This is a genomic window from Nocardioides speluncae, assembly GCF_003121585.1.
Lineage (GTDB): Bacteria > Actinomycetota > Actinomycetes > Propionibacteriales > Nocardioidaceae > Nocardioides > Nocardioides speluncae.
Genome location: NZ_QEOO01000042.1, coordinates 184835 through 203632 on the forward strand (window position 1 = coordinate 184835; position 18798 = coordinate 203632).

Sequence of the window (18798 nt, forward strand, 5' to 3'; positions counted from 1 at the left end):
TGAGGCCATGACCCTGCGCATCCAGTGCCTCGACATCGACGCCGCCGACCCCGACCGCTTAGCCCACTTCTGGGCCGAGGCGCTGGAGTGGCGGCGTACTCACGACTCGGCTGACGAGGTCGCCCTCGAGCCTGCCGAGCACTCGATCTGGGACGGGGTCGCGCCGGACCTGTTGTTCATCCGGGTCCCGGAGGCCAAGGCCGGAAAGAACCGGATGCACTTCGATCTGCGCCCGGACGACCAGGAGGCCGAGGTCGCCCGACTGGAGGCGCTCGGCGCGACCCGCATCGACGTCGGCCAGGGCCCGAACGTCAGCTGGGTCGTGATGGCCGACCCGGAGGGCAACGAGTTCTGCGTACTGAAGCCGCTGACAGCGGAGCAGCGGGCGGAGCTCGATGCGATCATCTCCGCCCGCCACACCGGCTGATCAGGTGCGTGCGTAGGGCTGGTGGTACGCCGCGTGCCACCGGCGCCGGCGCCGCGAGCTACCCAGGCACCACACCACGCCGAGCCCGACGAAGAGCACCCACCACGCGTCCAGCACGATCGCGAGGCCGATCAGGACCAGGAGCATCGGGAACACGGGCAGCCGAAAGCCACGCGGCCTGCCAGGGCGAGGCCGGGCGGCGGCCACCCTGGCCGGCGCGCCCGGATGGGGGGCCGGCAGGTCACGGAACAGCTGCTGCAGGTCGCCGCCGGTCTTGGCCGCGAACGCGGCGGCCAGCCGGTCGTCGTACTCCTCGCGGCTCAGCCGGCCCTGGGCGAAGTGCTCGCCCAGGGCCGAGGCGGCCTCTTCTCGCTCGGCGTCTCCGACCCGGAGGCTGCCGTTGGCGGACGCAACCTGCTGCAGGGCGAACTCCGCCCACGGCCGGGGCCGTGCCGATGACCAGGGCTGCTGCGGCCGGGCGGTCATTCCGGCTCACCCTCGGCAAGGAGGCCGTAGAGACGGCGCCGGGTCTCGCTCAGGATCTCGGCCGCCTGGGCCCGCTGCTCGTCGCTGCCGTTGGCCATCACCTGCCACACCGCGCCCATCACCTGGCCGATCACCGGCTTGAGATCGCCTACGCCGGCGGCCGCGGCCTGCTCGGTCTCGGTCGCCTCGAAGGGACGCCAGGTCGCCGCCAGCTCCTCGGTGCGCTCGGCGACGTACGCCCGGCCATCGTCGGTGAGGTCGAGCAGACGCCGGCCGTCAACCTCGCGGCCGGCAACCAGGCCCTCGTCCTCGAGCTGCTGCACGGTCGGGTAGACCGAGCCGGGGCTCGGCTTCCACGCGCCGCCACTGCGCTCGGAGATCTGCTGGATCACCTGGTAGCCGTTCATCGGCTCCCGCGACAGCACGTCGAGGATCGCCGAGCGGACGTCGCCGCGGCGTACCTTCGGGCCGCGCGTGCCGCCGCCGAGGTCCGGGCCACCGAAGCTGCGCACCAGGTCCTGCACCCACGGAGGCGGGCCGGGACGTCCGGGCCGACCACCGTGTCCGCTGTGCCAGCCGCCGCCAACCCATCCGGGTCCCTGCTTGGTCATCTGACGCACCTTCTCCTCACCGATCCAGTCGACCATGTCGGTCGCCATCGCCCACACGCCGCCGCCGCGGCGGCCGCAAGGGTCGGTTCCGTACCCTCTCATAGCTCCTCCGATGTCCGCAGTATCGCGATACGTCGACGATATATCGCGACCGTTCGGAAGCCAAGGGCTTTGCCCACTTCCTCAGCCAACGCTCAGCGGTACGGCGCGCCGCCGAAATCGGCACCTGCCGCCGACCTAGCGTGACCCGGTGACTTTCGACCGTTATGGGGCGGACGTGCTGTCGTCCGGCTGGAGGGAACCGGCGCGCGGCCGCGCGGTGGAGCACGGTGCCGAGATCGGCCTGGTCGTCGAAGAGGTGACCACCGACTGGTGCGGCGAGATCGTGGCCGTGGACCGCGACCTGCACACGCTCACCCTCGAGGACCGGCGCGGCACCCGCCGTGCATTCCCGCTCGGGCCCGGCTTCCTGCTCGAGGGCAAGCCGGTGATCCTGGTCGCGCCGGTACGCCGCGCAGCGCCCGCCAAGCCGACCCGGACTGCCTCCGGCTCGGTCGCGGTTCACGGGGCCAAGGCGCGGGTCGCCCGAGCCTCCCGGATCTTCGTCGAGGGCCGGCACGACGCCGAGCTGGTCGAGAAGGTCTGGGGCGACGACCTGCGGCTGGAGGGTGTGGTCGTGGAGTACCTCGAGGGTGCCGACGACCTGGCCGACCACCTGCGTGAGTTCGGACCCAGCCCGCACCGGCGGGTCGGCGTACTCCTCGACCACCTGGTCGAGGGCTCCAAGGAGAGCCGGATCGCGCGTTCGGTCCAGAACTCGACGGTCGGCGAGCACGTGCTGATCGTGGGCCACCCGTTCATCGACATCTGGGCCGCGGTCAAGCCGCACCGGGTCGGGCTGGAGGAGTGGCCCGCCGTACCGCGCAGCATCGAGTGGAAGAAGGGCATCTGCCAGTCGCTCGGCTGGCCGCACGCCGACCAGGCCGACATTGCGCGGGCCTGGAAGTTCATCCTCTCGCGTGTCGGCTCCTACGCCGACCTGGAACCCGCACTTCTCGGTAGGGTCGAGGAACTCATCGACTTCGTCACAGGAGATGGCACCGATGTCTGACACCAACGACCCGCAGGAGCCCGTAGAACTCGGCAAGCAAGAAGCCGGCGCCCCACCGCCGCCTCCTCCGCCCGCCCCCGAGAGCAGCTACGGCCAGACGCCGTACCCAGCGCCGCCGCCAGGTGCGCCTGGCCAGCCGTACGCCGGTCAGCCCGGCGCGCCGGCCGCCCTCTCGCCCTCCGACGAGAAGCTCTGGGCCGGCATGGCCCACTGGGGCGCGCTGATCGCGGGCATGGTCACCGGCCTGGCCTTCCTGGCGCCGCTTCTGGTGCTGGTGATCAAGGGCAACGCGTCACCGTGGGTCCGCCGCAACGCGGTCGAGTCGCTGAACTTCCAGCTCTCGATGCTGATCTACTTCATCGTCTCGGTGGTCCTGATCTTCGTGCTGATCGGCATCCTGACCACGATCGCGCTCGGCGTCGCCTGGCTGGTGTTCACGATCATGGGTGCGGTCAAGACCAACAACGGCGAGGACTACAAGTACCCGATGACGATCCGGATGGTCAGCTAGCCGGAGGTTCGCACGGAACCCAGTCACCCGTTGAGCCGTCGGACGCCGTGAGCCTGGAGGTTCACCAGATTTCTCGGGTCTTCTCGTACTCAGGCCCGGTGTCACGCCTCCTCGGTACCTGAACGGCCCACCATTACGTGACTGGAGAACGCACAGATGTCTGACCAGTACCCGCAGAACCCTCCCAACCCGGGTCACCAGCCCGCCGGCATGCCGCCCGCTGGCGCCCCGCAGCCGCTGACCGCGAACGACATCAACATGTGGTCGGCCGGCGCCCACGGCGGCGCGCTGATCCTCGGCTTCGTCGCGCCGCTGGTAGTGATGCTGACCAAGGGCAACGAGTCGCCGGCGATCCGGCGCCACGCTGTCGAGTCCCTCAACTTCCAGATCACGATGGCGATCGCGATGACCGTCTCGATCTTCCTGATCTTCATCCTGATCGGAATCCTGACCACGATCGCGCTCTCGATCGGCTGGATCGTCCTCACCGTGATCGCCACGATCAAGGCCTACAACGGCGAGGACTACCGGTACCCGGTCAACCTCCGGATGGTCAGCTGACCACCCACAGTCCGAAGCCGAAGGCCGTTCGCTACTGACGTAGCGGGCGGCCTTCGCCGTCTGTCGGCTCGCCGACCAGGATCATGATGCCGTCGATGAACGGCCACAGCGCGCCGAACCCACACGTGAAGATCGTGACCAGCAGCTGTGCGACACCGAGTCCGACGTCGCCCATGTACATCCGGCCGATCCCGAGCGGGATCAGCAGCTGGAGCAGGCCGGCGGCCAGCTTCGACTTGTCGGAGTACGGCATCCCGGTGACCGGGTGCCGGCCGTACGGCGCGGATGGGTCGGGGGCACCCGCATAGCCGTACACCGGCTGCGGCTGGCCCGCCTGCGGGTAGCCCGGCTGAGCCTGTCCGTACGCCGGCGGGGGCTGCTGTGCGTAACCCGGCTGGCCCTGCTGGGCATAGGGGTCCTGGGCGTACGGATCCTGGGGCTGCTGGCCGTACGCCGCCGGGTTCACAGGCGGTTGTTCGTAGGCACGCGTCGGCTCCGGCTCGGGCACGCCAGACTGGTCGTCGCGGTCCGGGTTCTTGCTGAGGTCAGGCCCCTGGGTCATGCCGCACACACTAGTGGCTGGTGCTCCATGGAGGTGCTCCATCCACGGATCAGGAGAGCAGCTCGCGGACCACGCCGTCGGCGAGCAGCCGGCCGCGGATGGTCAGCACCAGCCGCTCGCCCTCGGCGGTCAGCAGCCCGCCCTTGACCAGTCGGCCGACCGCCCGCCAGCCGTGATGGTCGAGTACGTCGGCCGGCAGCCCCTCGCGCAGCCGCAGCTCCAGCAGCATCCGCTCCAGCCGCCGCGACTCGTGGTCGAGGACCTCCCTGGCGTGGGCGGGGCTCTCCTTGGCGGCCAGCCGGGCGGCGTACGCGGAGGGGTGCTTGACGTTCCACCAGCGAACCCCGCCGGCATGCGAGTGCGCACCCGGGCCGACACCCCACCAGTCCCCGCCGCGCCAGTAGATGAGGTTATGCCGGCACCGGTACTCGTCGTACCGCGCCCAGTTGGACACCTCGTACCAGCGCAGACCGGCCGCCGACAGCGCCTGGTCGGTTGCGAGGTACTTGTCGGCCAGGTCGTCCTCGTCGGGCAACGCCAGCTCGCCGCGGCGTACCTGCCGGGCCATCGCGGTGCCCTCCTCGACGATCAGCGAGTAGGCACTGATGTGGTCGGGGCTGCAGGCAAGCGCAGCCTCCAGGGTGACCTGCCAGTCCTGCGCGGACTCCCCCGGCGTGCCGTAGATCAGGTCCAGGCTGACCTGCTCGAAACCCGCGGCCCGCGCCCAGTTCACCACCGCCGGCACCCGACGCGGGTCGTGGGTGCGGTCAAGGGTGGCCAGCACGTGCGGCACCGCCGACTGCATCCCGAACGAGATTCGGGTGAAACCGGCGGCGCGCAGCTTCTCCAGGTCCTCCAGCGTCACGCTGTCCGGGTTGGACTCGGTGGTCACCTCAACGTCGTCGGCCAGCCCGAACTCCGCGCCGATCGCGGCCAGGATCGAGGCCAGGTCGAACGGCTTCAGCAGGGTCGGCGTACCGCCGCCGAAGAAGACCGTCTGCACCGGTACGGCGGCCTCGCCCAGCACCCGCCTGGCGTGCCGGACCTCGGCGATCGCCGCACCGGCGTACGTCAGGCGCGACGCCCCGGGCTGGTTGCCCAGCTCCTCGGCGGTGTAGGTGTTGAAGTCGCAGTACCCGCAGCGCACGCTGCAGAACGGCACGTGGACGTAGAACCCAAACCCACGCTGGCCGAACCCCGTCAGCGCGCTGCTCGGCAGGCTGCCGTCCGGTGGGACGGGGTCACCGACAGGCAGGGCGGAGGGCACCGCCCCAGCCTAGCCAGCGACGTCAGGAGTAGAGCGCGTCCAGGGCGTCCTTGTTGTTGGCCTCGACGACCTTGCGCTTGACCTTCAGCGACGGGGTGAGCTCGCCGGACTCGATGGTGAAGTCGTGGTCGAGCAGGACGTGCTTCTTAATCGTCTCCCAGCGGTTCAGGCGGCTGTTGAGCTCGTCGATGTAGCCGGCGACCATCTTCTTGACCGGCTCGGAGGTGACGATCTCGGCGTACGACTTGCCCTCCATGCCGTTCTCGGCAGCCCAGCCGGCGATCAGGTCCGGGTCGAGGGTGACCAGGGCGACGACGAAGTTGCGCTCGTCGCCGTGCACCAGGAACTGGCTGGCGTAGGGACAGATCGCCTTGAACGTCGACTCGATCGCCGACGGCGCGACGTACTTGCCGCCGGAGGTCTTGAACAGGTCCTTCTTGCGGTCAGTGATCTTGAGGTGGCCGTCGGCGTCGATCTCGCCGATGTCACCGGTGTGCAGCCAGCCGTCGTCGCTCAGCGTCTCCGCGGTCTGGTCGGGCTTGTTGTGGTAGCCCTCCATGATGTGCGGGCCGCGCAGCAGCACCTCGCCGTCCTCGGCGATCTTGACCTCGCTGCCGGGGAACGGCAGGCCCACCGAGCCGTACTTGTAGTCGTCGGGGTGGTTGACGGTGGCGCCGGCGGAGTTCTCGGTCATGCCGTAGCCCTCGAGGATCAGGATGCCGGCCGCGCCGAACCACTCGGCGATCTCGCGGTTCAGCGCCGCGGAGCCAGAGATGAAGAAGCGCACCCGGCCGCCGAACCGCTCGCGGACCTTGCTGAAGACGATCTTGTCGAACAGCTTGTGCTGTACGCCGAGCCCGCGCGGCACCGGCTTACCGGCCCGCTTGAGCGCGTTGACCTCGAGGCCGACCTTGAACGCCTGGTCGAACAGCTTCTTCTTGATACCGCCCTCGGCCTCGGTCATGGTCACGATCCGGCCGTGCGCCTTCTCGAAGATGCGCGGCGCGGCACCCATGAAGGTCGGCTTCACCACAGCCAGGTTGTCGACGATCTTGTCGACCCGGCCGTCGATGGCGGTCGGGAAGCCGCATGCCATCTGGGTGGACATCAGCACCTTGCCGAACACGTGCGACATCGGCAGCCACAGGAACTGCAGGTCGGACTCGTCGAGGATGTTCTGGGCCTTGATCGCCTCGCCCTCGTAGACCCACGACCGGTGCCGCAGCCGGACGCCCTTGGGCTTGCCGGTGGTGCCGGAGGTGTAGACGAGGGTCGCGAGCTGGTCGGGCTTGATGCTCTGGGCGACGTCGGCAATGGCGTCGGGGTGCTCGGCGAGATAGGCGTCGCCGAGCTCGGCGAGCGTGTCGAGGCCGATCACCCAGTCACCATCGGCCTTGCCGTCGAAGGTGACGACCTTCTCCAGCTTCGGCAGCTGCTCGCGGCCGCTCACCACCTTGGCGATCTGCTCGTCGTCCTCGGCGAACAGCACCTTCACCTCGGCGTCGCCGAGGATGTAGACGGTGTCCTCCTCGTTGGTCGACGGGTAGACCGTCGTGGTCGCGCCGCCGGCGCACATGATGGCGAGGTCGGCGGCGATCCACTCGTAGCGCGTGGTCGACGCGATGCCGACCCGCTCCTCGGCCTGGATGCCGAGCGCCAGCAGGCCAGCGGCGTACCGCTTGACCTGGTCGCCGGCCTGCTTCCAGGTGACCGACTCCCAGCCTTCTCCCTTGGGGTAGCGGAAGGCCTCACTGTCCGGCGACTTCGCCACTCGGTCGAGGAACTGCACGGCCACGTTGGCCGGCATGTCATCGATAAAGGAAGGGTCAGTGTTGATCGGCATGGGACTCCTCGCTCCGCCCATCGCGCCCCGAGTGCACGAGATTTTCCAACGTTCGTGGTCTGTAACTTAGATCACCAGGTTACGTCCGAGTAAGTATGCCGCCACGATCGGAGACGAGGTACCCGAACTCGCGCATTTTCAGGTAAGAGAGTGGGCGGCTTCCACCTTGGCCCGGATCCGGGCCGGGAGGGCGTCGGCGAGCAGCAACCTGGGCTGCCAGGACCGCTCCGCGGTCAGGGCCGGCCGTCGGCGGTGAACCGCTTGAGCCAGCCGGCCGCGTCGAAGCCGCCCGCGGCCATCCAGGTCTTGAAGGGTGTTGCACGGATGCGTTCGCCGACCAGGACTTCCGGATGGTCGAGCAGGTTGCGCAGCAACCGTCGTCGAGACCACGAACGCCGGCTTGGCGGTTGACGACCTGGTCGGGCCCCGCACGCCCGGGTAGGCGGTGGGCTGTCGCCGTACCAGAATTCATCGCATCTGTTTTCGTGGGTGTTGTCGTATCGACGGGTACCCGTTCGTGGTGTGAGTGTGAGGCGGCCGCACGGTCGTCGCCAACAACCGACAAGATGGGTGGCAGAGCCACCTCGATCAAGGAGAAAACACCATGCCGCAGTACATGATCTCGGTTCACCACGACGGCACCGAGGACTTCGAGTCGATGACTGAAGAGGAGATGCAGCCGATCTTCGACGCGGTCGACGCCTACAACGAGGAGGTTAGGGCGGCCGGCAAGTGGGTCTTCGGTGGCGGCCTGGAGGACATCACGAGCGCGACGACCGTCGACAACACCAAGGGCGAGCGGCTGGTCACCGACGGACCGTTCTCGGAGTCCAAGGAGTACCTCGGCGGCTTCTGGGTGATGGAGCACGCCGACCTCGACGAGGCGCTCGAATGGGCCCAGCGGGCCTCGGAGGCCTGTCAGGGCAAGGTCGAGGTCCGCCCCTTCCAGGCCGAGCCTGCCTGATCTCGCGAATGCCGGATCGCACCTCGTCACCGGCGCTCGGCGTGGAGATCGAACAGATCTTCCGTGCCGAGCATGGCCGGGTCGTCGCCACCATGGCGCGTCGCTTCGGCGACCTCGATCTCGCCGAGGACGCCACGTCCGAAGCCATCGTCGCCGCCATGGAGAAGTGGCCGGTCGACGGAGTCCCGCCCAACCCAGGGGCGTGGCTGACCACCGTCGCCGGCAACAAGGCGCTCGACCGGATCCGGCGCGAGGCCAAGCGTGAGGGCAAGTACGCCGAGGCCGCCCAGATGAACGCACAGCTTGAGGACGACGATTCCGGCCGGGAGACCGGACCGGTCACCGACGACCGGCTCCGCCTGGTCTTCACCTGCTGCCACCCCGCGCTGGCACCCCAGCACCGGGTCGCCCTGACGCTGCGCCTGCTCGGCGGCCTGACCGTCGCCGAGATCGCCAAGGCCTTCCTGGTCGAGGAGACCACGATGGCGCAGCGGATCACCCGCTCCAAGCAGAAGATCAAGGCCGCGAAGATCCCGTACCGGGTGCCGCGCGAGAAGGACATCGCCGAGCGGCTCAGCGGCGTGCTGTCGGTTCTCTACCTGATCTTCAACGAGGGCTATCTCGCGACCGACTCCGCCGACGACCCGGACCGCGCCGTCCGTGAGGAGCTGTGCGACGAGGCGATCCGGCTGACCCGGCTGATCCAGGAGCTGGTCACCGGGCCACCCGGCAAGCCCGGGCCGCTCGGCCCGGACCCGCTGCCCGAGGTCGACGGCCTGCTGGCGCTGATGCTGCTGCTCGACTCGCGGCGTCCGGCCCGGGTCGCCGACGGGATGCTGGTCATCCTGCCCGAGCAGGACCGGACCCTCTGGGACGCCCAGAAGATCGACGAGGGCCATGCGCTGGTGCGCCGCTGCCTGGCGGTGAACCGGCCGGGGCCGTACCAGTACCTCGCCGCGATCAACGCCGTACACACCGACGCGCTGGACTCCTCGATGACCGACTGGGAGCAGATCGTGCAGCTGTACGACGGCCTGCTGCGGGTCTCCCCCACCCAGATGGTCGAGCTGAACCGGGCGGTCGCCGTCGCCGAGCTGGACGGGCCTGCAGTCGGGCTGGCGCAGGTCGACCGGCTCGACCTCGAGGGCTACCACGCCTGGCAGGCCACCCGCGCCGACCTGCTCCGCCGGCTGGAGCGGTACGACGAGGCGCGCGAGGCCTACCAGCGCGCGATCGACCTGGCCGGCAACACCGCCGAGAAGGCCTGGCTCACCCACCGACTCGACCAGCTCCCGCCCAACCGCCGCCAGCGGAGCTCCGGGACGGGCGACAGTCTTCGCTAGCTCAGACTGACGCCGACCCGGCCGGTGTCGACACCACAGACCGCTGACCCGGCCCGTGTCGACGCTGTATCAGGTCAACACGAGCCGGGTCGGCGAGCTAGAGCATGCGGTGCTTCAGGTAGTCGGGCTGCGTGTCGAGGGACGGGTTGCGCTTCGGGCGGCCGGCGTCGTCGATCTGCTCGACGGCGCGGTCGCCGTCACCGAGACCTGCCCACTTCAGGATCAGCGCGGTGGCGCGGATCCGCTCGGCCTCGGGCAGCTGCGCGATCCGGGAGCCGTGGTTGCCGCCGGCGACCCAGTAGCGCGCGCACTCCCGCTTCGCGCCGGTGCGGCCGCAGGAGAACGGCTCGGAGCTCCACGGGTCGTTGGCGCCGTACACGTAGAGCATCCGGGTCGAGCTGTTGCGCACCCAGCGGTCGATGTCGGGCATCGCCCGCTTGGAGAAGCGGCGCGGCTTGAGCTCGGCCGGCACGAAGGTCTCGGCGACGTTGAGGCCGGGGTACTGCAGGACATCGGCGAGCGGGCCCTCGTACGGCAGCGGCGCGCCGAGCTCGTAGCTGGCCTGGAAGTAGTAGGGAATGAAGCCCGCGAAGCTCTGGTCGGCGTTGCCCACGAGCGAGGCGGTTCCCTCGTAGAAGGCCCACACGTCGTCGTTGGTCGCGGTGGCCGGATCGGGCAGCATCGCGCAGTCCTGCTGGCGGGAGTACTGCCAGAACACGAAGTAGGAGTCGATGACCGACAGCTCGACCGCGATCTCCAGCCCGCCGACCGTGTCGAAGGTGTACCCCTCGGCCTCGGCGATGCCACGGGCCTTGTCGAGGTACCACTGCCGGTCGGTCAGCACCCGCTTCTGCAGGCCAACCAGGCGGGCGCGGCAGGCCGGGTCATTACCGACGTTGTCCAGGAACTCGTCGTACGCCGAGTCGTCGCGGTTGTCGACGTCGTTGGGCGCGACGTACGGGATGGTGCCGTTGACGTCGCTCGGGTAGAAGCGGCGGTGGTAGGTCGCGGTCATGCCGCCCTTGGAGCCGCCGGTGGTGATCCAGTTCTCGCGGTAGAGCTTCTGGAACGCGTGGATGATCCGGTGCTGGTCGGTGGCGGCCTGCCAGATCGTGAGCTGCTGCTCCCAGTCCGGGTTGGCGGGCCGGGACGGCTCGAAGAAGCGGTACTCCATGCTCAGCTGGTTGCCGTCCACGATCTGGGTCGGCTCGCTGCGGCTGGGGTTCTGGGAGACGTTGTAGCCGCTGGTGTACATCACCATCGGCCGGGCGACGTCCTTGTGCAGCAGCGTCAGCCGCTGCTCGAACGTCCCGGCCCGCGGCCGGCGGTGGTCGGCCAGCTGCTCGAACGTGATCTTGAAGAACCGGTAGCCGGCGGGAGCGGTGGCCTCGGTGACCGAGGTGACGCCGGTCAACTGCTTGACCTGGTCGAGGATGTCGGTGGACGGGGCGGTGGTGACTGCGGGCGCGGGGGCGGCGGGGGCGGCCGCCGGTGCTTGGCCTGCGGTGCTGACCACCAGTCCGGCGGCGGCGACCAGTGCGGCCGTGCGCGCCAGGGTGGTTCGTAGTCGAGTCATGGTTTCCCTCCGAGTGAGATCGAGCACGAGGGCAGCAGGCTGGCATGGCCAGCCTGCTGCCCACTCACCGGGTCCGTACCGGTGCGTAACACCCGGAAAGGAGGACTGCCTGTTACGGAACTTCGCTGATCGTCTCGCAGTCCTTGGCGGTGTCGAAGCCCGCTCCCCCGAGCCCGTGGTCGTTGACGCCAGCGCCGCAGTCCAGGTCGTCGTTGCCGTCGAAGCCGAACAGGATGTCGTTCCCGCCGAAGCCGGCGATGTCGTTGTCGACCTCGTTGCCGATGAGCACGTCACCGCCGCCGATCGAGCCCTGGAGGTTCTCGATGTCGTTGAAGGCGTTGTCGCCCTCGTTGGCACCGGTCGACCCGTCGTTGGCCTGACCGTCAAGGCTGACGGTGACCGGACCGTGGTCCACGTAGGTGACGGTGTCGTTGCCGCTGCCACCCATCATGAAGTCCGGCGCGTTGTCGTTACCGCACAGCGCGCAGCCGCCCAGGACGTCGTCGCCGCCGTCACCGAACATGTCGTCGGCGCCCAGCTGGCCGTCCACCCTCGGGTCGTTGTCGGCACCGCCGCTCAGCGAGTCGTCGCCGGCGCCGCCGAGAAGCGAGTCGTGGCCGAAGTCGCCGAAGAGCACGTCGGCGACGTCCTGGCCAGCGACGTTCGGTCCGCCGATCAGGGTGTCGTCACCCGAGAGCCCGACCAGCCGGTTGGCGAGGCCGTTGCCCTGCAGGTTGTCGTTGAACTGGCTGCCGTTGATCTGCTCGACGTCGTTCGGCACGTTCTCCTGCTCGGTGCTGTTGAGGCCGGAGAACAAGCCGTCGTCGGGCTTGCCGTTGAGGCTGACCCGCACGCTGGCCGGGTGCGCGTCGTACAGCACCCGGTCGATGCCCGCGCCGCCCGAGAACAGGTCGGTGCCGGTGAAGCCGCTGAGCTGGTCGTCCTCGGCGCCACCGTTGAGCGTGTCGCTGCCCTCGGAGCCGAACAGCCGGTCCTTGCCGCCGAGACCCAGCAAGGTGTCCTCACCCTGGTTGCCGACCAGTCGGTTGTCCGCCGTGGTGCCGACGAGCAGGTCGCCCGCCGACCCGCCGACGATCTCCTCCACGTCGCTCCGGACGTTGTCGAGCTCGCCGGTCTGACCGTCGTCGGCCGTGTCGTCCGGGTCGACGACCACGCGGACCGTGCGTGACTGGTACGACGCCACGTCGGAGTCCGCGCCACCGATGAACGTGTCAGCGCCCGCGCCGCCGTCCATGGTGTCGCGCTGGTTGCCGCCGTTCATCGTGTCGATGCCGTCGCCGCCGTTCAGGGTGTCACCGCCGTCGAACCCGGTGAGGTTGTCGCTGTCCGGGCCGCCGCTGATGACGTCGTTCTTCGAGCTGCCGAGGACCTGGTCCACGCCGGTACCGGCGTCCACCACCGCCCGGACGGTCGTTCGGGCATCGATGACGTCGTCGCCGTCGCCCGCGTTGACGACCACGCTGCCAACGCCGGCCGAACCGCATCGCACGTTGTTGGCGGCAACCTGGGTGCACCCGGCGCCCGCCGTGACCGTGTCACCGTTGTCGATGACGTTGAACGCACCGGCCGCGCTGTTGAACTGGATCGAGATCTGGTTGTCCTTGCCGGCCTGCGCGGTGACGTTGAGCGCACCGTTCGACACGTTCACGCCGGATGCGGCCTGTGCCGGCGCCGGGATGAGTAGCAGCCCGCCCAGGGCCATCGCGGCCACGGGCAGCAGCGCCGCGGCTCGGTTGAGATGTGTTGCCATATGATTGATCCCCCATGAGTTGGTTGGCTATGACGCAACTCATTGAGCCGTTGGCGGTGGGCCGCCCACATGGGTAGCACCGGCCTAGATCGGCGCGAACTGGTACCTAGATGACAGCGCCGTTCACTTAGGTGGCGGCTCACTACGATGCGGCGATGCCTGCCAACCGCGCACCTGCCCTAGCCGCCTCGATCGCGCTCGCGCTGCTCGCCGTGCTGACGCCCGGCAGCCCGGCTCATGTGACCGCCAGCCCCGCCGCCGCGTGTCCCACCTCGACCGGCGGCGCCTTCGCGCACGTCCATGCCTCCGGCAAGTGGAGCTATGGGGTGCGGACCGCCGGCAAGTCCGTCGAGCGGGCCTCGCGCGAGCGGCAGCGACTGCGCGCCGACGCCGCGTCGTACCGAGCCGCCGCCAGCATCGTCACCCACACCGAGATGATGAACGGCACCCACGCCGGCGCGATTCTCGGCGGCGCCGGCGAGTGCTGGTCCAGCTATCTGCCCGCTCCGGCGCACAACGACGGCAAGGACGAGACCGCCATCGAGTGGAGCTCGGTCTGGTCCGCCCGGGCGAAGTCGGTGGTCAAGCTGACCGACCGCCGGATCCGGACCCGCCAGCTGTACGCCTCGGTCGTCCGGCTGCGCGAGCGGCTCGACGGCCGCCTCGGCCGCACCGTGATCGTCATGGCCACCCACCTGCCGTCCGACGTCGAGGGTCGCTGGTCGACCGACGACACCAAGGTGCTGGCCCACAAGAGCGCCCTCGCCGGCTGGCGGCGGCTGGTCAACCGGTTCCGTGAGAGGTACCCGACCGCCTCGTTCGTCGTGGCCGCCGACTGGAACCTCGACCACAAGAAGGCGTGGGTACGACGCGAGCTCGGCCGCCGCCTCGGCAACGGACTGACCAGCGCCTGGCCGGCGTCGTACGACAGCATCGGCACCCACGGCCACCGGCTGATTGACGCCGACTGGCGACGCGGACTCGAAGTGCGCCGCGCGGCCGTACGCGGCGACGTCGTGAGCAGCGACCACCGCCCCCATGAGGTCCGCTACCTCTTCCGCTGAGCCCCGAGGACGGCCAAGGTCAGGACTGTTCGTCCAGGCGATGCTGGGCCCAACGCCGAGCTGCCGCCGTCGCCGCTTCGCGGACCGGATGTGGCCTCGCGAGTCGAAGGAACTCCCATATCCCGAACGTCCCCACCGCGAAGCTGTCGAGTGCCACCGGCGTTGCGGTGTGCCAACACTCGGTCGTCGCGGCCCACTGCTCTGCCTGCGCGGGGCCGTGGCCGTTCTGGATGAGGCGGATGACGAGGTAGGCAGCGTCGATCCAGGGGGCTGCTCGGTGGGCCCAGGACCAGTCGACGACGTGGGCGGCATCGTTGACGAGGATGTTGTGGGCATGGAGATCGGTGTGGGCCAGGCTGTCTCCAGCAGCCCATTCGGCGGCGCACTCGTCGGCATCGGCGAATCGGTCGAGGTTTGCCCGCGCCCACGGGTCGAGGTTGCTCGGTGGGTCGGATCCGAGTCGTGTCCAGGCGGAGATCCTGGTGATCTTGTCGGCGAGGGCAGGAAGCTCGGGCGTCGGGATCGGAGCCCGGTGACGGGCGATCGCCGAGACGGCATCCGCGACGAGGATGAGGTCGGCCGAACCGAGTGACAGGTCAGCATGCCGACCTGGGATGTACTCGAATCCGAGCATCAGCCACCCGTCGACCTCGACCTGCCAGAGCAGGCGCGGTGCGACCGCGGGTAGCGCCGGGTTGAGCGCCGCTTCGCGTCGGAACCCGGCGGCCTCAGCTGTGTCGGCTTGTACGCCTTTGACGAAGACCTGGCGACCGTCTTGGACTTCGAGTACGACGATCAGGTTCGCGTTGCGTCCGCCGTCCGGCGTGGTGACGCCCACGACCAACCCGCACTCGGCCTCGACTGCACAGCGGACCGAGTACGGGAGGTCGTACCAGTCGACTCTGGTCATGGCCGCCTTACGGGGAGTCGGTGCAGCCCGCATGGCACTGCGAGCACTGGCTGGTCACGGTCGGCCACAAGTCGCCGTCGATAGCCAGCCCGGTGTCCAGGATCGCGCACAGGGTCCGTGTCAAGGTGGAACGGGCCTGCGCGCCGTGCCCGCGCGGATCACCGTCCTCGGTCGGCACGTGGTCGATGAACGATCCGTGAGTGACCCGTGCGCAGAACTCCCGGTAGTCGCGGGTGTGCAGGACGAACGTGTGCCAGCCGATGTCGACCAACTCGCTAGGCGCGAGCCGTTCGAGCGGGTTGGCGGCCGACGCAACAAGAAAAGCGATCGCCTGGTCCATGATCCGTTCGGCCAGGCTGCGAGGCAGTTCGTGATCGGTGACGATCCGGGTCGCGAGCCGATCGAACAGCGACTCGTGCACCCAAGCTCGGCCGGTCGGCGCATCGTGTGCGCTCATCGTCATAGGTCAGTCCTGCCTTTCGAGATTCGGGCCGTCGGTGTGGCAGTCCAGCCGGCCCGCGGGCTTCGGATGGCCGGCACGGGCCGGCCGGACACCCATGACGAAACCGCAGGTCGAGGCCGCAGGACACCGGCTGCAACGGTGACCTTGTGGCACCATTTCTCCCAGTTCAACTGGGATAAATCGACCAACGCATCGACCGGATTACCGTCACTGTGTCTGCGAAAGGAGTCGACTCGTGCCAACGCTGACGAGAAGCGTCCGACAGCAGCAACGAGAGCTGACAGCAAGCCTCCGCGCCAAGCAGCAAACCTGGGCCGAGGTGGCTAAGGCGTTCTGCGACCGGTACGGCATGAACGTGCGCGCCGCGCTCCGAATCGCACGCGGCTGGAGCCAGCGCGAAGCCGCCGACCAATGGAACTCCCGCTGGCCCGACGACCCCAAGACGTTCAAGAACTTCTCCTACTGGGAGCAATGGCCGGCCGCGACCGGCCATGCCCCATCACTCGACGTCCTCGCTCGGCTCGCTGAACTCTACGAATGCAGCCTTGCCGACCTGGTCTCCGACTGTGCCGACTTCCGCCGCCGAGACACGCTATCAGGACAGCGAGCGGCTCGCACACCTCCCGACCGCGCTCACCAACGAGCCCAGCGATCCCAACCTGCGCGGTCTCATTGCCCGGCTCGAACTAATCGATACTCAGGAGCTCGCTCGCCTGACGTCGACATGGTCCGAGCGACTGGGCACAGCTACCAGCCGACGCGCGTTGTTGTTGAAGCTGAGCGCCGCCCTGTCGATGGCTGCCGCGGCGCCGGCAGCAGCCGACGAGTTCGACAGCTCGCTACCACGGACAGCAACGGTCGATGGCGACCTCTCCGGGATCTGGCACAGCCGCTACCGCTACTCGAGCACTGGACGAGGCCGCGACTTGCACAGCGAGCATTACGTCCTGATCCGACACATCGGCGATCGTCTCTTCGGACGAAGCCTGCCGTCCAACAACGGTTCAAGGGTCAGCCTCGACCTCAGTGTCAATGGCAACGTTGCGACCGGGACCTGGTCAGAACGAACCTCTCCCGCCGGCTACTACCGAGGCTCGGTCTACCACGGCGCATTGCAATACGTCGTCGACCCCCTCGGAAAGTCGATGCGAGGCCGCTGGGTCGGGTTCAACCGAGAGTCAACCGTCGACAGTGACCTGTGGCAGTTGGACTGGGTCCGCGAGGACACGGGCAAGTCCGCACAGCGCGACTACCACTTCAAGGCCTAGGCGACCAGCGGTGACCGCCAACGTCCGGAGACTAACGAGGCAGCCGGCCCGTCCGGGCCAGCTCAGTCCTGAACTGCTTTGGCGACCGCGATGCACTGGGTGATCCAGTCGCGCTCGTCGGCGTCGAGACCGCGGCCGGCGCGCTCGGCGTCCTCGACCGCCCAGAGCGCGTTGTGCACCATCCGGACCACCACCCAGTCGCGCGCCCGGTCCTCGTCGAGACCGGCGGCGTCGATCAGGGTGTGGAAGCGGCGGCGTACGCCCTCACGGACGTTGCCGGAGTCGACGATCTCGTCCCAGCGGTTCCACAGCATCGGCGCCGGCTCGTAGTGCGGGTCGCCGCTGACCGGCTTCGGGTCGATCACCAGCCAGGGCTCCCGGTCGCCGGCGAGCACGTTCTCGTAGTGCAGGTCGGTGTGGATCATGGTGCCGACGCTGGCGGGGTCGGCAACGAAGTCACGCCCCAGCGAGACCGCCTGCTCGACCAGCCGGCGCGGTACCGGCGCGCTGCGCGGCAGGCCGGCGAGCGCGGTGGTCCAGCGGTCGACGTACGACGTCAGCGTGCGCAGCTGCGGCAGCGCCGGGACGTGGATGCGGCTATAGAGCCCGGCCACGATCTCGCAGGCCTCGACGTCCCAGAGGTCCTCGAGGTCGTCCTCATGCAGGCGCTCGAGCAGCATCGCGAACCGGTGCGGGTCCGCCCGCAGCAGCTGGACGGTGCCGTTGCCGTGCCAGCGCTGAAGGGCGAGATGCTCGTGCTCGGACTCCTCATCGGGTAGGTGCACCTTGAGTACGCACGCCCGACCGGCCGGGGTTCGGACAGGGATAACCAGCGCGCAGAAACCGTGCATCGGCTCGCCGTCGACACTCAGCTGCCAGTCGGCCAGCAGATCGGTGGTCAGCGCCGGGAGCCGCTCCAGCCAGGCCGCCCAGTTCGGTCCGAGCTCGGCCTGCTCCCGCAGTCCCTCCGGGACCTCGACTGCCGCGGTCAAGCGAGCTGGTCCCGCGCGGACGCGGTCTCGGCGGCGGCGAGGCCGACCATCGCGGCGATCTCGGAGCTCACGATGTCGGGAGCCTCGTACGGCAGCATGTGCCCGGCGCCGTCGACCACGACCAGGCGGGCGCCGTCGGCCAGCCGGGCCAGGCTCAGGCTGTCGGCGTGGGGAACCAGCCGTTCGCGGTCACCCGACAGCACCACGGTCCGGGCCGGCTCCAGCCGGGCCATCGTCATCCGCTCGTCGTGGGCCAGCACCCTGGGCACGAACCGGGTCGTGAACCGCAGCCGGCTGCGGTGCACCATGTGCGCGGTGCGGGTCCGAGCGCTGCGGGGGCCGCTGGGTCCGACCGCGATCTTGCTGGCCGCTAGCAGGGACGGACGCAGGCCGACCCGGCGCCACGCGGCGTGCGGCAGCCGGCCGACGCCGGCGAACACCGGCACCGCAAGCAGCCTGAGCAGCTGGTGCACCGGCGCCATCCGGTCGGGGAAGCCGAGCGTGATCGTCTTCCGTAGCGGTCCGGCGCTGGTCGACACGAGGAGTACGCCGGCCACCCGCTCGCGGAGCAGGCGCGGCTGCTGGGCGGCCAGGCCCATGATCGTCATCCCGCCCATCGAGTGGCCGACCAGCACGACCCGACCCGTCGGCGCGGTCGCCTCGATCACGGCGGCGAGGTCGTCGCCGAGCTGCCGGACACCGGCGATCGAGGGGTCCAGCCCGCGCCAGCCGGAGCGGCCGTGCCCGCGGTGGTCGTAGAAGACCCGGCGCACGTCGGTGTCCTGGAAGAACTCCCGCTGCTCGATCCAGGTGGCGAGGTCGACGATGATGCCGTGGATGAAGACCACGGTGACCTCGGCCCGCTCGGGGCCGTCCACCTCGACGTACAGGCGGGTGCCGTCGGGAGCTGTCACCGGGACCTGCTTGCCGCTGTAGCCCTCGCGCTGCCGGCTCATCCCCACCAGTCCCGTCCTCCGGCGACCTGCCGAATCCATACCGATGGTACGTGACGGTCGCCACGGCTGAGTCTCGTCGGCCGCCCGTTTGAACGACGTGGCCTTCGGGGAG

The 18798-nt window shown here is 69.2% G+C and carries 20 protein-coding genes; 8 read left to right on the forward strand and 12 right to left on the reverse strand.

Annotated elements, in window-relative coordinates:
• Positions 1-7: 7 nt before the first annotated feature.
• The gene (locus DDV73_RS23685; RefSeq protein WP_109509729.1) at positions 8-427 is read left to right on the forward strand and encodes a VOC family protein; all 420 of its coding nucleotides are present in this window, start codon (positions 8-10) and stop codon (positions 425-427) included.
• Here the strand turns inward: DDV73_RS23685 and DDV73_RS23690 are convergent, their stop codons facing one another.
• Both DDV73_RS23690 and DDV73_RS23695 read right to left on the reverse strand, forming a co-directional pair.
• Positions 428-913, reverse strand: coding sequence for a DUF1707 SHOCT-like domain-containing protein (locus tag DDV73_RS23690; protein ID WP_109509730.1), 486 nt, complete (start codon positions 911-913; stop codon positions 428-430).
• Positions 910-1626 (reverse strand): PadR family transcriptional regulator, encoded by a 717-nt coding sequence (locus tag DDV73_RS23695; RefSeq protein ID WP_240617441.1) that lies wholly within the window; start codon positions 1624-1626, stop codon positions 910-912. Before DDV73_RS23695 ends, DDV73_RS23690 begins: the two co-directional genes overlap by 4 nt.
• 148 nt (positions 1627-1774) lie before the next feature.
• Here DDV73_RS23695 and DDV73_RS23700 point away from each other — a divergent pair, with 148 nt between their 5' ends.
• The 3 genes from DDV73_RS23700 to DDV73_RS23710 all read left to right on the forward strand — a co-directional run bounded on the left by DDV73_RS23700 (position 1775) and on the right by DDV73_RS23710 (position 3707).
• The gene (locus tag DDV73_RS23700) at positions 1775-2635 is read left to right on the forward strand and encodes a DUF3097 domain-containing protein (protein ID WP_109509732.1); all 861 of its coding nucleotides are present in this window, start codon (positions 1775-1777) and stop codon (positions 2633-2635) included.
• The gene (locus DDV73_RS23705) at positions 2628-3146 is read left to right on the forward strand and encodes a DUF4870 domain-containing protein (RefSeq protein ID WP_161962517.1); all 519 of its coding nucleotides are present in this window, start codon (positions 2628-2630) and stop codon (positions 3144-3146) included. The genes DDV73_RS23700 and DDV73_RS23705 overlap by 8 nt, the downstream gene beginning before the upstream one ends.
• Before the next feature lie 156 nt (positions 3147-3302).
• The gene (locus DDV73_RS23710) at positions 3303-3707 is read left to right on the forward strand and encodes a DUF4870 domain-containing protein (RefSeq protein WP_109509734.1); all 405 of its coding nucleotides are present in this window, start codon (positions 3303-3305) and stop codon (positions 3705-3707) included.
• 31 nt (positions 3708-3738) lie between these two features.
• On the opposite strand, the gene DDV73_RS23715 is transcribed toward DDV73_RS23710, so the two are convergent.
• The 4 genes from DDV73_RS23715 to DDV73_RS28110 all read right to left on the reverse strand — a co-directional run bounded on the left by DDV73_RS23715 (position 3739) and on the right by DDV73_RS28110 (position 7753).
• Positions 3739-4269 (reverse strand): TM2 domain-containing protein, encoded by a 531-nt coding sequence (locus tag DDV73_RS23715; RefSeq protein WP_206051065.1) that lies wholly within the window; start codon positions 4267-4269, stop codon positions 3739-3741.
• Between the two features lie 49 nt (positions 4270-4318).
• Entirely contained in the window at positions 4319-5536 is a 1218-nt protein-coding gene (hemW, locus tag DDV73_RS23720; RefSeq protein WP_109509736.1) for a radical SAM family heme chaperone HemW, read from the reverse strand.
• 22 nt (positions 5537-5558) lie between these two features.
• Positions 5559-7379 (reverse strand): AMP-dependent synthetase/ligase, encoded by a 1821-nt coding sequence (locus DDV73_RS23725; protein WP_109509737.1) that lies wholly within the window; start codon positions 7377-7379, stop codon positions 5559-5561.
• Between the two features lie 233 nt (positions 7380-7612).
• Complete coding sequence (locus DDV73_RS28110) at positions 7613-7753, reverse strand: hypothetical protein (RefSeq protein WP_154402882.1); 141 nt, start codon at positions 7751-7753, stop codon at positions 7613-7615.
• A gap of 230 nt (positions 7754-7983) precedes the next feature.
• Here DDV73_RS28110 and DDV73_RS23730 point away from each other — a divergent pair, with 230 nt between their 5' ends.
• Positions 7984-8343, forward strand: a complete 360-nt coding sequence (locus tag DDV73_RS23730; RefSeq protein WP_109509738.1) for a YciI family protein — start codon at positions 7984-7986, stop codon at positions 8341-8343.
• Between the two features lie 8 nt (positions 8344-8351).
• The gene (locus DDV73_RS23735; protein WP_109509739.1) at positions 8352-9686 is read left to right on the forward strand and encodes an RNA polymerase sigma factor; all 1335 of its coding nucleotides are present in this window, start codon (positions 8352-8354) and stop codon (positions 9684-9686) included.
• Positions 9687-9783: 97 nt separating this feature from the next.
• On the opposite strand, the gene DDV73_RS23740 is transcribed toward DDV73_RS23735, so the two are convergent.
• A complete protein-coding gene (locus tag DDV73_RS23740) occupies positions 9784-11262 on the reverse strand; it encodes a S28 family serine protease (protein WP_109509740.1) in 1479 nt (492 codons plus the stop codon).
• Positions 11263-11374: 112 nt separating this feature from the next.
• A complete protein-coding gene (locus DDV73_RS23745; protein WP_109509741.1) occupies positions 11375-13033 on the reverse strand; it encodes a calcium-binding protein in 1659 nt (552 codons plus the stop codon).
• Between the two features lie 155 nt (positions 13034-13188).
• On the opposite strand from DDV73_RS23745, the gene DDV73_RS23750 reads away from it, so the two are divergent.
• Complete coding sequence (locus tag DDV73_RS23750) at positions 13189-14097, forward strand: exonuclease/endonuclease/phosphatase family protein (RefSeq protein ID WP_109509742.1); 909 nt, start codon at positions 13189-13191, stop codon at positions 14095-14097.
• A 19-nt stretch (positions 14098-14116) separates the two neighbouring features.
• Here DDV73_RS23750 and DDV73_RS23755 read toward each other — a convergent pair whose 3' ends face one another.
• Complete coding sequence (locus DDV73_RS23755) at positions 14117-15007, reverse strand: phosphotransferase family protein (protein ID WP_161962518.1); 891 nt, start codon at positions 15005-15007, stop codon at positions 14117-14119.
• Positions 15008-15014: 7 nt separating this feature from the next.
• Positions 15015-15464: a glycine-rich domain-containing protein gene (locus tag DDV73_RS23760; protein WP_109509797.1), complete on the reverse strand. Its 450-nt coding sequence runs from the start codon at positions 15462-15464 to the stop codon at positions 15015-15017.
• Between the two features lie 497 nt (positions 15465-15961).
• Here DDV73_RS23760 and DDV73_RS28115 point away from each other — a divergent pair, with 497 nt between their 5' ends.
• Complete coding sequence (locus tag DDV73_RS28115; RefSeq protein WP_154402883.1) at positions 15962-16738, forward strand: hypothetical protein; 777 nt, start codon at positions 15962-15964, stop codon at positions 16736-16738.
• A gap of 62 nt (positions 16739-16800) precedes the next feature.
• Here the strand turns inward: DDV73_RS28115 and DDV73_RS23770 are convergent, their stop codons facing one another.
• Positions 16801-17730 (reverse strand): aminoglycoside phosphotransferase family protein, encoded by a 930-nt coding sequence (locus DDV73_RS23770; protein WP_109509745.1) that lies wholly within the window; start codon positions 17728-17730, stop codon positions 16801-16803.
• Entirely contained in the window at positions 17727-18686 is a 960-nt protein-coding gene (locus DDV73_RS23775; RefSeq protein ID WP_240617446.1) for an alpha/beta fold hydrolase, read from the reverse strand. Before DDV73_RS23775 ends, DDV73_RS23770 begins: the two co-directional genes overlap by 4 nt.
• Between the last annotated feature and the right edge of the window lie 112 nt (positions 18687-18798).